This is a genomic window from uncultured Anaerovibrio sp. (assembly GCA_902786545.1).
Lineage (GTDB): Bacteria > Bacillota > Negativicutes > Selenomonadales > Selenomonadaceae > Anaerovibrio.
This window is the reverse complement of record CADACU010000035.1, coordinates 1-13,897: the sequence shown is the minus strand read 5'-3', so window position 1 is coordinate 13,897 and position 13,897 is coordinate 1. Positions and strand designations below refer to the sequence as shown.

Annotated in this window: 10 protein-coding genes and 1 other annotated feature; of the genes, 8 read left to right on the top strand and 2 right to left on the bottom strand. The window is 47.1% G+C overall.

What is annotated here, in order from left to right; genetic code table 11:
* Positions 1–13 precede the first annotated feature (13 nt).
* From nuoL to QZV24_RS07745, 5 genes are all read left to right on the top strand, one after another.
* Entirely contained in the window at positions 14–1,912 is a 1,899-nt protein-coding gene (gene nuoL / locus QZV24_RS07760; protein WP_294522517.1) for an NADH-quinone oxidoreductase subunit L, read from the top strand.
* Entirely contained in the window at positions 1,912–3,447 is a 1,536-nt protein-coding gene (locus QZV24_RS07755) for a NuoM family protein (protein ID WP_294522467.1), read from the top strand. Before nuoL ends, QZV24_RS07755 begins: the two co-directional genes overlap by 1 nt.
* Positions 3,447–4,631 (top strand): NADH-quinone oxidoreductase subunit N, encoded by a 1,185-nt coding sequence (locus QZV24_RS07750; protein ID WP_363138082.1) that lies wholly within the window; start codon positions 3,447–3,449, stop codon positions 4,629–4,631. Before QZV24_RS07755 ends, QZV24_RS07750 begins: the two co-directional genes overlap by 1 nt.
* Positions 4,609–4,764, top strand: a complete 156-nt coding sequence (locus QZV24_RS10600) for a hypothetical protein (RefSeq protein ID WP_363138080.1) — start codon at positions 4,609–4,611, stop codon at positions 4,762–4,764. Before QZV24_RS07750 ends, QZV24_RS10600 begins: the two co-directional genes overlap by 23 nt.
* 283 nt (positions 4,765–5,047) lie before the next feature.
* Positions 5,048–5,320: a late competence development ComFB family protein gene (locus QZV24_RS07745; RefSeq protein WP_294522464.1), complete on the top strand. Its 273-nt coding sequence runs from the start codon at positions 5,048–5,050 to the stop codon at positions 5,318–5,320.
* 44 nt (positions 5,321–5,364) lie between these two features.
* Here the strand turns inward: QZV24_RS07745 and QZV24_RS07740 are convergent, their stop codons facing one another.
* Both QZV24_RS07740 and QZV24_RS07735 read right to left on the bottom strand, forming a co-directional pair.
* The gene (locus tag QZV24_RS07740; RefSeq protein WP_294522459.1) at positions 5,365–6,540 is read right to left on the bottom strand and encodes an aminotransferase class I/II-fold pyridoxal phosphate-dependent enzyme; all 1,176 of its coding nucleotides are present in this window, start codon (positions 6,538–6,540) and stop codon (positions 5,365–5,367) included.
* Positions 6,537–7,016, bottom strand: a complete 480-nt coding sequence (locus QZV24_RS07735; RefSeq protein WP_294522456.1) for an Lrp/AsnC family transcriptional regulator — start codon at positions 7,014–7,016, stop codon at positions 6,537–6,539. Before QZV24_RS07735 ends, QZV24_RS07740 begins: the two co-directional genes overlap by 4 nt.
* A gap of 38 nt (positions 7,017–7,054) precedes the next feature.
* Positions 7,055–7,276 (bottom strand) — a binding site (T-box leader).
* A 167-nt stretch (positions 7,277–7,443) separates the two neighbouring features.
* Between QZV24_RS07735 and QZV24_RS07730 the strand changes: the two genes are divergently transcribed.
* The 3 genes from QZV24_RS07730 (at position 7,444) to glpK (ending at position 13,661) form a co-directional block, all read left to right on the top strand.
* On the top strand, positions 7,444–7,920 hold the full coding sequence (locus QZV24_RS07730) for a YhcH/YjgK/YiaL family protein (RefSeq protein ID WP_290654911.1): 477 nt from the start codon (positions 7,444–7,446) through the stop codon (positions 7,918–7,920).
* A 31-nt stretch (positions 7,921–7,951) separates the two neighbouring features.
* Positions 7,952–11,728: a phosphoribosylformylglycinamidine synthase gene (locus tag QZV24_RS07725; protein WP_294522452.1), complete on the top strand. Its 3,777-nt coding sequence runs from the start codon at positions 7,952–7,954 to the stop codon at positions 11,726–11,728.
* A gap of 433 nt (positions 11,729–12,161) precedes the next feature.
* A complete protein-coding gene (gene glpK, locus QZV24_RS07720) occupies positions 12,162–13,661 on the top strand; it encodes a glycerol kinase GlpK (RefSeq protein ID WP_290654913.1) in 1,500 nt (499 codons plus the stop codon).
* Positions 13,662–13,897 lie beyond the last annotated feature (236 nt).

Sequence of the window (13,897 nt, the reverse complement as noted above, 5' to 3'; positions counted from 1 at the left end):
GAGGGGCTTGATGATGTTTTATGAGTTTGCACTTGAGCACGCCTGGCTGATCCCATTATTACCAGCAATCGCCTTTGTGATTATCGGTATGCTGACCCGTTCCTATGGGAAGCTGTCAGCTTTCATTGCGGTGTGCATGAGTACCATCAGTTTTTTGCTGTCAAGCGGGGTTACCTACGCTGTAGTAAATAATGGAATTACTGTGGAGATGCCATTTGTCCAGAAGCTGTCCTGGATGTCAATAGGTAGTGTGGATATTACCATGGGCGTGCTCATTGACCCACTAACAGCTATGATGCTGATGGTGGTTTCCACTGTATCCTTATTGGTGCAGATATATTCCTGCGGATATATGAAAGGGGATCCTGGCTATGGCCGGTTCTTCTCCTTCCTGTCGCTGTTTGCCGCATCCATGCTGGGACTGGTCCTGGCGGTGAACTTCCTCCAGATGTATGTGTTCTGGGAATTGGTTGGTTTGTGTTCTTACCTGTTAATCGGGTTTTATTACTATAAGATTTCTGCCAGAGAGGCGGCCAAAAAGGCTTTTATGACCACCCGTGTCGGAGATTTTGGCTTGCTGTTGGGTATCCTTTTGTTGCAGATTAACTTTGGTACCCTGGATTTTATGGCATTGAAGGAAATTATTCCGGCGCATATTATGTCGGCTGGAACCGGTCTGATGACCATTATTGCTTTGCTGATATTCGTGGGTCCTATCGGTAAATCCGGTCAGTTCCCACTGCATGTGTGGCTGCCGGACGCCATGGAAGGTCCTACTCCGGTATCAGCCCTTATTCATGCCGCAACCATGGTTGTAGCCGGTGTATATTTGGTAGGCCGAGCCTTCTTTATGTTTAACGAGCTGCCAACGGTTATGACCTTTATTGCTTGGGTCGGGGGCTTTACGGCGTTCTTTGCGGCCAGCATAGCCTTTACCCAGACCGCTATTAAGCGGATTTTGGCCTATTCAACCATCAGTCAGTTGGGATATATGATGCTGGCCCTGGGGGTTGGTTCACTTACCGCATCCTTCTTCCATCTGATGACTCACGCCTTCTTTAAGGCGCTGCTCTTCCTCTGTGCCGGTGCAGTGATGCATGCCATGGCGGATGAGGCCAACATCTTTAAGATGGGTGGGTTGAAGAACAAGATGCCAATTACCTTTGCCACCATGACCATCGGTGTGCTGGCCATAGCCGGTATTCCACCGTTTGCCGGCTTCTTCTCCAAGGATGAAATCCTGGGGGCAGCGGCGGCTGTCAGCACTCCGCTATACATTCTGGCTACATTGACAGCATTTATGACGGCGTTCTATATGGCCAGATTGTTATTTGTAACCTTCTTTGGGCAGCCGGCCAGTGAGGAGTCCTATGAGCATGCTCATGAGGCATCCTGGTTTATGCTGATACCATTGATTGTATTGGGGGCTTTGGCGGTAGTCAGCGGCCTCTGGGGACACATTTATGGCTTTGGCGAATGGGTACGCTTTGGGGCCGCCCACGAAGCCGGCATTGATATGTTTATCGCAGTGTCCTCTACTATATTGTCACTGGTGGCCTTTGGCATTGCTTGGAACATTTATGTTACCAAGAAGTGGAGCTCTGATGTAATCGCTGAAAAATGCGGTATTTTGTATAAGCTCAGCTACAATAAATTCTACATTGACGAAATTTATGCCGCGTTGATTAAGGTAGCTGTAGATGGTGTAGCCAAGGTATTCTACTGGATTGATATTTACATTGTGGATGGTATCATCAATGGTCTGGCCGGATTGGTCGGCGGTATCAGCGCAATGCTCAGCAAAGCGGAGAACGGTCAGGCGCAGCATTATGCCGGGTTCTTCATTTGCGGTGTTGTTATTCTGGTGGCTTATAGCCTTTATTATCTGGCAGTTTTGGGAGGTGCTTTATAATGACTGGCTTTCCTTTATTGACAGCAGTCCTGTTGGCACCAATCTGTGCTGCTGTGCTTATGTGTTTCGTATCTCCTAAATCCGCTCAGTCGGTTCGGGTTATATCGGCAGCCGCTATGATGACGGCTTTGGCACTGACCCTGTATGCTTTCTTTAATTATGATTTATCCATAGGTGGTATGCAGTTTACTGAGGATATTCCTTGGATAAAGGATTTGGGAGTTCATTATTCTTTGGGAGTTGACGGTATTTCTCTGCCGATGCTTCTTTTGACTGACCTTATTGGTCTGGCAGCAGTATACAGCTCCTGGAATATCACCAACCGGCCAAAGGAATTTTATATCCTGCTGATGATTTTGATTGCCGGTGTGACCGGAACCTTCATCGCGACGGATTTGTTTATATTCCTGCTCTGCTATGAAGTGGTAGTAATTCCAATTTACATTATGGTTATTATTTGGGGCTCTACCAAGCGGGTAAGTAAGGAATACGCTGGTATGAAGCTGACCATTTACCTGTTGATGGGGTCGGCCTTTATGCTGGTAGGAGTTGTGGCTCTGTATCTGACGACGGCGTCAGTGCTGGGGGTACCAACCTTTGATATGCAGTCCTTGGCTGTGGCCGGGCAGATGGGCCTTTTGAGTGAGGAGTTCCAGGTGTTTGTCTTCCTGCTGCTCCTGTTGGGCTTTGGCTCCTTGTTGTCTATGTTCCCATTCCACAGCTGGTCACCAGATGGTTATGCTGGCGCGCCAACGGCGGTTTCAATGATTCATGCCGGTGTATTAAAGAAAATCGGCGGCTATGGTCTTATTCGCCTGGGTCTGCTGGTGCTGCCACTGGGGGCTAAGTTCTGGGCACCGGTGATTGCCGGTCTGGCTATGATAAATGTTATGTATGCGGCATATATCGCCATTGCCCAGAAGGATCTGAAATATGTTATCGGTTATTCCTCCGTATCACATATGGGCTATGTTCTGCTTGGTTTTGCTGCATTGAATGTGGTTTCTGTAAGTGGTGCAGTCGCCAATATGGTGGCACATGGTGTGATGAGTGCCTTGTTCTTTGCCATGATTGGCTTTGTCTATGAAAAGACTCATATGAGAAGCGTTACTGAGCTGCGGGGTCTTGCGCATCAAATGCCAAGAGTGGCTACCGGCTTTATGCTGGCTGGTATGGCGTCGCTGGGGTTGCCGGGACTTATCAGCTTTATACCTGAATTTACCATTTTCGTAGGTTCCTTCAGCGTATATCCTGTCTTTGCCGTTTTGGCTATTTCCGGTATTATATTCACGGCTCTCTATACATTACGGGTATTGGCCAAGGTACTCTTTGGTCCGAAGGATGATCAGTTTGACCGGTATCAGGATGCCAAGGGCGTTGAAATGATGCCATTGATTATTTTGGGTATTGCATTGGTTGGTTTCGGTATTTTCCCACAGCTTCTGATGGGCATGGTGGGAACTGGCACGGAGCCACTGTTGCCATTACTTGAGCGTATTGCCGATGCGCCTGCATTCATAGGGGGGATCAGATAATGAATTTTGGAGCAATTAGTACAGAAATATTCATTTTGGTCCTTGGCCTGTTTGCCATAGTAATGGACCTGATTTTGCCAAAGGAAGAATCCCGTAAGAGCATTGGCGGGGTGCTGATTTTCGGCTTGACGGCTTGGGCGGCCTATATGTTTACCATGTATGTTCCACAGGCCATAATAGCTGGTGGTGAGTCTGGAACCCGGTATTTCAGCGATATGATGTATGTGGTGGACAATTACGCCATATTCTTCAAGCAGTTGTTTATCGTGGCCACAGTGTTTACCATGCTGTTTTCCGTTGATTATATGCAGACGGTACTTCGCTACAAGGGTGAGTTCTATGCCCTGCTGATGATGGCCCTGCTGGGGATGTGCGTACTGGCTTCGGCCAACGATTTCCTGACAGCCTTTATTGGACTTGAGCTGATGACCATTTCCTTCTACATTTTGGTCGGTGCCAGGATATCTTCCAAAAATTCCAGTGAGGCGGCAGTTAAGTATTTAATTGTTGGCTCGGTTTCCACAGCTATTATGCTGTATGGTATCAGTCTGGTGTACGGTGCTACCGGCAGCGTGCAGTTCTACGATATGTTGCGCAATCCATATTTGTTCTCCGCCACCGGTCTGGCTGGCGCTACTATGGTAATGATCGGTTTCTTCTTCAAGCTGTCGGTCATTCCGTTCCATATGTGGGCTCCGGATGTTTATCAGGGAGCGCCGACGCCGATTACTGCTATGCTGGCCATGGGATCTAAGGCGGCAGGCATTGCTGTGCTGATGCGGGTACTGTATGTGGCCTTCCCGTTGATTGGTTTTTATTGGTTGCCAATTCTGGCAGTGTTGTCCGCTATATGTATGATTGGTGGAAACATTATGGCTATTCGTCAGAGGGATGTAAAGCGTATGCTGGCCTATTCCTCTATTGCTCAGGCGGGCTATATGATGGTAGGTATCGTGTCTGCTGATTTTGCCGGAATGAAGGCCGTTATGTTCTATGGTATGCTGTATGTGTTTGCCAATGTGGGGGCCTTTACGGCTCTGTCTTTGGTAGAGCAGCATCGGGGTGGCTCTGATTATCGGGACATTGCCGGGCTGGCCAAAACTGCACCAATTATGGCAGCGCATGATTTCCGTATACTACTATTTGCAGGTAGCCAAGGCTATGTATCTGGACGAGGGCAGTGATAAACCAATAGTGATTTCCGGAGCTGCCAGGGCAGCAGCTTTGGTCAGTGTTGTGGCCACCATTCTCTTTGGGGTATGGCCGGAAAAACTGGCTGAACTCACTAATTTGGCCTCATTCACCTTCCTGCAGTAAGTGACTAAAAGTAAAAATTGCTGTTGCATATCGTGGTGCAACAGCAATTTTTTTATATCTAAAATTATAATAATAAATAAAGAAAAACAATAAAAAATATTGTTAGAAATAATACTTTTATATATAATCGTAATATATAAAAGTTTTACATAAAATACTCTTAACCAATATGGTGATTTTGTTGGACTGAAGGTCTGATATGTAGTTGACTTTATCTAATGTGTGAATTATGATTAACTAAGACGTGTCTGAAATGTTAAAGTAATCAGGGGGCATTATTGGAATGGAATTGAAAAACTATATGGAGGATTTTGTGCTGGACAAGCTGGAGGAGCTTATTCCACATTACCCGGATTACTGTTGGTGTGATGACTGCAAACGGGATGTGGCAATTTTGGCGTTGAATCATCTTCCACCTAAATACATATCCACGGACAAGGGACAAATACTGACTCGGGCTGAATGCCTGGGGCAGCAGTACGATGCGGAAATTGTAAAGCAGATTGCGGCGGCCGTGGCTGTTGTCAAGGCACATCCCCGTCATAAAACGGCATAAAAATAGCCCTGAAACTGTAATAAAACACAGTTTCAGGGCTTAATTTATTTTGTGCAATGAGCTACAAAATGTTCAATACGGGCCAAAGCCTCGGAAATTTGTTCTACGGAGGTAGCATAGGAACAACGGACAAAGCCTTCGCCACATTCACCAAAGGCGTTACCGGGTACCAGAGCTACATGCTCCTGCATGAGAATTTTTTCGGCAAATTCCTCCGAGGTCATGCCGGTGGAGGTGATGTCAGGGAATATATAAAAAGCTCCCTTTGGCTCAAAGCATTTCAGACCGGCCTTTTGCAGCCCATCGTAAATCAGACGGCGGCGTTTGTCATATTCAGATACCATTTTTTTCATATATTTTTCGCCATGGCGAAGGGCCTCTACAGCGGCAATCTGGGCTGTAATCGGTGCACACAGCATTGTATATTGGTGGATTTTGGTCATGGCGGCAATAATTTCAGGATTGGACAGGGCATAACCAATACGCCAACCAGTCATGGCATAGGCCTTGGAAAAACCGTTCAGCAAGATGGTCCGGTCCTTCATTTCCGGCAAGCCGGCAAAGCATACATGCTTGGTATCGCCATAGGTCAAATCACCATATATTTCGTCGGAGATTACAATAAGATCATGCTTTATGGCAAAGCGGGCAATGGCCTCCAGGTCTTCCTTGGACAAAATTGCCCCGGTTGGATTGTTTGGATAGCCGATAAGCAGCGCTTTGGTTTTTGGGGTAACATGCGGTTCTAAATCAGCCGGGGTGATACGAAAATCATTTTCAACCTTGGCAGATACTGTTACAGGTACACCACCAGCCAGTGTAGCACAGGCTTTATAGGAAACATAGCATGGCTCAGGTATGAGGATTTCATCCCCAGGGGACAATATGGTCCGCATGGCAATATCCAGCGCTTCACTGACACCAACTGTTACCAGCACATCAGTCTTTGGATTATAGTCCAGCTCAAAACGGCGCTTGTGCAGATTGCAGATTTCCTCCCGTAGCTCCATCAGTCCCCGGTTGGCGGTATAGGAGGTATAACCCTGCTCCAAACCGTATACACAGCTTTCCCGGATGGACCAAGGGGTGATAAAGTCAGGCTCACCTACGCCCAGGGATATAACATCCTCCATTTCGGATGCTATATCAAAAAATTTGCGGATACCGGATGGTGGTACACTTTTTACTATTGGGGATATTCGTTCGTTCCAGTCTATCATATGCTCATCACCAGCCTGCGGTCTTTTTCATTGTTTTCAATAATAATGCCGTCCTTTTTATAAGGCTTCAGCATAAAGTGGCTGCGGGTCTGAGTTACCCCTTCAATGGTTGCCAGACGGGTGGCAACAAAATTGGCCACATCCTGCAGGGATTTTCCCTCGATAATAACTAAAAGGTCAAAATTGCCGGACATGAGATAAACGGTACGGACCTCATCAAAGCGATAAATTCGTTCAGCGATGGCATCAAAACCAACCTCCCGCTGCGGGGTGAGATTTACCTCAATAATGGCCGTAACGGAATTTTCACCGGCCTTTTCCCAGTTGATCAGCGTATTGTAGCTGAGGATAATCTTATCCTTTTCCATCTGGGCCATTTTTTGTTCGACCTCGTATTCGCTTATGTTCAACATGGACGCCAGTTCTCCGGCCGGACGACGGGCATCATGCTTCAAAAGTTCCAATAATTCACGCATAGCAAAGCTCCTTTTCATAAAAATAAAAACCCCGTCCGTGAAAGGACGAGGCATAATTCCCGCGGTACCACCTTAATCGATGACCATAGGCCATCACTCAAGTTGCCGTTATCGCTGGCCAGCGGCAGTGTTTCAGCCTAATGACATACTTGACTGCGGCTCATGAATAGCTTTCTGTATACCGATAATGGTAATTTTCACCGGCCATTACCTCTCTGATATTATCTGGCAAACATACTTTTTTCAATCATCGCCTAAAATTTATGCAATTCAATGCTGATACTATATCACATTGTTTTTTTTATTGCAAGTGGTATTGTTTGATAATAATCTATACAGTTTTGTATTCCCTCGTTGCAATAAGTACAAAAAATAGGTAGAATAAAATGAGATGAGAATGCGTACCCTGTTAAAGGAGTAGATAACATTGGTAATAGGCAGAATCAATGAAGGAACCTCGGGTTTTACCAAATTCCCTGAGGCCATACGAACAGCACTACATTTTCTCCATGAGCAGGATTTTAAAAACATGGAGGATGGTGTCTATCCCATCGACGGCAAAAACAGTTATGCCATTTTACAACGGTATAATACCAGAATACCGGATAGTGCGAAACCAGAAGCCCATCGGCAGTATGTTGATATTCAGTATATTGTGGATGGCCAGGAGGAACTGGGCTGGTGTCCGCTAAATCCGGAGCTTCGTGAACACACAAAATATGATATTGATAAGGACATTATTTTCTATGAGCGTCTGGTCCCGGGCAGTAGCGTAATCCTGCGTGAGGGTTATTTTGCTGTGCTTTACCCGGCCGATGTTCATCGGCCATGTGGGGCCGTGAATGGTGAGTCAGAGCCTGTAACCAAGGTGGTCGTCAAGATTGCCGTGGATTATATAAAATGATGATATTTATTTACTTTTGGAGGCATGATTGATGACTGTAAGAAGAATTTATGTGGAGAAACGACAGGGCTTTTATGATATTCCGGCCCAGCAGCTGTGTGCAGACCTTATCGAAAGCTTTCGTCTGACCGGACTTCGGGCAGTGCGCCTGTTGAATCGATACGATATCGAAGGGCTTAGTGATGAGGAATATGCGGCTGTAAAATCCGTAGTTTTTTCTGAGCCACCAGTTGATGTAGTGTATGAAGAATCTCTGCCTGATTTTTCTAACTCCAGAGTATTTGCCAGCGAATATCTGCCAGGGCAATATGACCAGCGGGCTGACTCGGCTGCTCAGTGCGTTCAGCTGGTTACCCAGAAGGAACGCCCGGTTATTGCCACAGCCCGGGTTGTGGTACTGGTGGGTGATATTGATGATGAAACCTTTGAGAAAATTAAAGCTTATTATATAAATGCTATTGAAAGCCGAGAAGCCAAGCTGGAAAAGCCTGAGTCCCTGGATATGGAAGTGGAAGCCCCAGATGATGTGGAGATTATTGAGGGCTTTACCCAGTGGAGCGAGGATAAGCTGAGAGCCTTTATGGCGAAGCGGGGCTTTGCCATGAGTTTTGACGATTTGCAGTATTGTCAAAATTATTTTCGGGAAATAGAGCGTCGTGATCCGACTATCACTGAAATCAGAGTGATTGATACTTACTGGTCGGATCATTGCCGTCATACAACCTTTACCACGGCTATTGATATGGTGGACATTGAGCACGGCGATTATGCTCCGCCAATAGCCAAGGCCTACCGCCAATACTTGTCGGACCGGGATATGGTTTATGAAGATCAGGACCGGGATGTCAGTCTGATGGATTTGGCGGTTATTGGTATGAAAACCCTGCGCAAACAGGGGAAACTGGATGATCTGGATGTATCTGAAGAAATAAATGCCTGCAGTATTGTTGTTAATGCGGATATTGGCGGCGAAAATGAAGAATGGCTGATTATGTTCAAGAACGAGACCCATAATCATCCTACAGAGATAGAGCCATTTGGCGGGGCAGCTACCTGTCTGGGTGGTGCTATAAGAGATCCGCTTTCCGGTCGGTCCTATGTCTATCAGGCAATGCGGGTAACCGGTGCAGCTGATCCACGCCGGCCGATTTCCGACACCATCGAAGGCAAGCTGCCACAGAAAAAGATTACCCTGGGAGCAGCCTCCGGCTACAGCTCTTATGGTAATCAGATCGGCTTGGCGACCGGTCAGGTGGCTGAAGTATATCATGAAGGCTTTATGGCCAAGCGCATGGAAATCGGTGCGGTTATTGCAGCGGCACCACGGGTAAATGTGGTGCGGGAAGTACCGCAAAAGGACGATGTTATTGTTCTGGTAGGCGGTCGGACCGGCCGTGACGGTTGCGGCGGTGCTACCGGATCTTCCAAGGAACATACAACTGATTCATTGATGAACTGCGGAGCCGAGGTGCAAAAGGGTAATCCGCCAACCGAAAGGAAAATCCAGCGGTTGTTCCGCATTCCAGAAGTAAGCCGGATGATTAAGCGTTGTAACGATTTCGGGGCCGGTGGTGTTTCTGTGGCCATTGGTGAGCTTACTCCTGGTTTGATTATTGATCTTGATCTGGTAAAGAAAAAATATGAAGGCCTGGATGGCACGGAGCTGGCTATTTCTGAGTCGCAGGAACGAATGGCAGTGGTTTTGTCCCCGGATGATGTGGACAAATTCATTGAATATGCCGATAAAGAAAATTTGGAGGCCAATGTTGTTGCTGTTGTTACAGATGATCGGCGTCTGATTATGAAATGGCGGTCCAATACCATTGTAGATTTGAGTCGTGATTTCCTTGATACCAATGGCGTAAAGCAGCATATGACAGTGGAAATTGAGGCTCCGTCCAAGGCGGAATGCTATTTCACGCGGTTGCCTAAGAAAATAGAGGCGTTGGGCAATGATATCGAAAAGGCTTGGCTGGAAAACCTCAAGGATTTGAATGTATGTAGCCAGAAGGGACTGGCTGAACGGTTTGACTCAACCATTGGCGGTAATACAGTATTGATGCCGTTTGGCGGGAAAAACCAGATTACTCCGGCGGAAGGTATGGTAGCCAAGTTGCCGGTATTGGGAGCGGAGACCACCACAGCAACGGCCATGACCTTTGGGTATAATCCACATCTCACGGAGTGGAGTCCATTCCACGGCGCAGTGTATGCTGTATTGGAGTCAGTGGCTAAAATGGTAGCTTTGGGGGGCCGGGCAGACACAATCCGTATGACCTTCCAGGAATATTTTGAAAGCCTGGGGGATGACCCTAAAAAATGGGGCAAGCCATTCAGTGCCCTTTTGGGGGCATTGTGGGCGCAGCATCAGCTGGAAATTCCGGCTATTGGTGGCAAGGATTCCATGTCCGGCACCTTTATGGACTTGACGGTACCGCCAACGCTGGTTTCCTTTGCAGTAGATGTTATGAAGGCCGAAAATGCCGTTTCACCGGAGTTTAAATACCCGGGCAACAAGGTTTATTATATTGAGGCACCAAAGGATGACTTTGATTTGCCGGATTTTGGCTATCTGAAAAAGGCCTACAGCAAGGTTACCAAGCTGATAGCTGAAAAGAAGGTCTTTGCTGCAGCCAGTGTCCGGGTTGGTGGTGCGGCAGCGGCCATTACCAAGATGTGTCTGGGGAATAGCATCGGTATGAAGTTCACAGTACCAATTTCCAAGGAAAGACTTTTCAAGGCGGATTATGGTGCACTTATTCTTGAGGTATCAAGAGAGGCTGACCTGGATGATGCTCTTGCTGGTGTGAAATTTACTGAACTGGGTGAAACTACCGCTGTTACCAGCATTGTTTGCGGCAGAGCGGTGATTACCCTGCCGGATGCCTTGAAAGCCTATACGGCTCCGTTGGAAAAGATTTTCCCAACCATTGTTAAGACTGGTGATAAATCGGTAAACGAGTTCCTGTTTACCAATGGAAACCGTGTTAAACGGCGGATACCAATTGCTTCGCCAAAGATATTCATTCCGGTATTCCCGGGAACCAACTGTGAGTATGATTCAGCCCGGGCCTTTGAACGGGCTGGCGGTGTTACGGATACATTGGTAATCCGCAATCTTACCCCATCAGCGGTTGAAGAATCGGTGGAGGCCATTGTAAAGGGCATCAAATCAGCGCAGATTGTGATGCTGCCAGGGGGCTTTAGTGGCGGTGACGAGCCAGATGGATCCGGTAAATTCATTGCTGCTATGTTCCGCAATCCGCGAATTAAGGAGGCAGTGCATGAACTGCTGCAGAAGCGGGACGGCCTCATGCTGGGTATCTGTAATGGTTTCCAGGCACTGATAAAGCTGGGGCTGGTTCCGTATGGTGAAATCCGTGATTTGACCGATGCGTCACCTACCCTTACTCATAACCAGATTGGCCGCCATGTGTCCTGCATGACCAGAACAAAGGTAGTTTCCAACCTGTCGCCTTGGTTTAACAATGTGAAGGTGGGGGATATCTTCACCATTCCGGTTTCCCATGGTGAGGGCCGGTTTGTGGCGGATAAGGAAGTTATTGCCAAGCTACGGATAAACGGACAGATTGCCACCCAGTATGTGGGACCTACCAGTGAGCCTTCGTCAGCGATACAGTTCAATCCAAACGGTTCCTTTAATGCCATTGAGGGCATAACCAGTCCTGATGGCCGTGTACTGGGCAAAATGGGCCACTCGGAGCGCATTGGTAACTCGGTAGCCGTCAATGTACCAGGTAAGCAAAATCAGCTGATTTTCGAGGCCGGGGTAAATTACTATAGCTAACGATCATTTAAATACCTCTGTATTTTTTAAATGCAGAGGTATTTGTTTTTTTGTTCAGTTTGATTTGATAAAATTGTAAAAAAATTTAAAAAATAAAGAAGGAAAAACTACTGGTGTGGCGAATTATACACGGTAGAAGAGATAAAAAGCGCCCTAATGCGTTTTGATGGCATGGTTGCGTGCCAGAAAATGATGAATATCCGTTGGCTCGGTCAGCCCATGTGACATCCTTTTTACAGGAACGGACCAAATTTAGGGGAATGGTTTTCAGCACAGTAAACGGCTGGGGTCAAGGCATTGAAACCGTCTATTTGGGGAAAAAGCGGTTATCGGTGATAATATGGAAAGGGCGTAGGATTCTCAAATAGTTAGCTGGTAAATCAAGGGGGTTTATCAGTTGCCGTAATTTATTTTTAGAGGGGGATTTTTTAAGATGGCAAAGAAGTATGTAATGGCGTTGGACGCAGGTACCACCAGTAACAGAGCGATTATCTTTGATGAGAATTCAAAGATTGTAGGTGTTTCTCAGAAAGAGTTCACCCAGATTTTCCCGCAGCCAGGCTGGGTTGAGCATGACGCTGAAGAGATTTGGAGCACCATGACTACTGTTATGAAGGAAGCTCTTGAGCAGAGCGGCCTTGCTGCTAGCGACATTGCAGCTATCGGTATTACTAACCAGCGTGAGACTGCTGTTGTGTGGGATAAGGCTACTGGCCGTCCTGTATACAATGCAATCGTTTGGCAGTCCCGTCAGACAGCTGATATCGCAGAGGGCTTGAAGAAAAAGGGCCTTACTGATGAGTTCAAGAGCAAGACTGGTCTGACCATCGACGCTTATTTCTCCGGTACTAAGATTACCTGGATTTTCGAAAATGTTGAAGGTACCCGTGAGCGGGCTGAAAAGGGTGAGCTCCTCTTTGGTACCATTGATACTTGGCTTATCTGGAAGCTGACCGGTGGCAAGGCTCATGTAACTGATTATTCCAATGCTTCCCGTACTTTGATGTACAACATCAAGGAACTGAAGTGGGATGACGCACTTCTTGGATACCTTGGCGTTCCTAAGTGCATGTTGCCAGAGGTTCGTCCATCCTCCGGCGTTTATGGTGAGGCTATTCCTTCCATTCTTGGTGCAGCTATTCCGGTTGCTGGCGCAGCTGGTGACCAGCAGGCAGCTCTCTTTGGTCAGAACTGCTTCGAGCCTGGTATGGCTAAGAACACTTATGGTACCGGTTGCTTCATGCTGATGAACACTGGTACTGATATCTATGATTCCAAGAACGGTTTGGTTACCACCATCGCTTGGGGCCTTGATGGAAAGGTTGAGTATGCTCTCGAGGGTTCCATCTTCGTAGCTGGTTCCGCTATTCAGTGGCTCCGTGATGGCGTTCGTATGGTAGACTCTGCTCCGGATTCCGAGTGGGTTGCCAAGAAGGTTCGTGACACCGCTGGTGTATATCTCGTTCCTGCATTTGTAGGTTTGGGTGCTCCATATTGGGATCAGAATGCCCGTGGTATGATTATCGGTATTACCCGTGGTACTACCAAGGCTCATATCGTTCGTGCCACTCTTGAGTCTTTGGCATATCAGACTAAGGATGTTCTTGGTGCAATGGAAGCTGATTCCAACATCAAGCTGGCTTCCTTGAAGGTTGATGGCGGTGCTGTTGCCAACAACCTGATGATGCAGTTCCAGGCTGATATTTTGGGCGTTCCTGTAGATCGTCCTCAGATTATTGAGACTACTGCTCTTGGTGCAGCTTATTTGGCCGGCCTTGCTGTAGGTGTTTGGAACAACAAGGAAGAGCTGAAGACTGCTTGGAAGCTGGATGTACGCTTCGAGCCTGTAATGGCCAAGGAAGAAGCTGACAAGCTGTACAAGGGCTGGAGAAAGGCTGTTAAGCATTCCATGCATTGGTTGGATGAGGAGTAATCTTTTAGCAGGTTAATCTTCACAGTTTGCCGATTATTATTGGATTCACGGTCAGGTGCCGGCAATTTGGGGATGCCGGCACCGGGCCTGAATTATAGCAATTATTCATTATCATTTTGTAAGAGAAAGAGGGATGTAAAAATGGACAATTTGTTAGGCGAGTTTATGGGAACCATGGTTCTGATGGTATTTGGTTGCGGTGTTAACGCAAACATGACTTTGGCTAAGACCTGCGG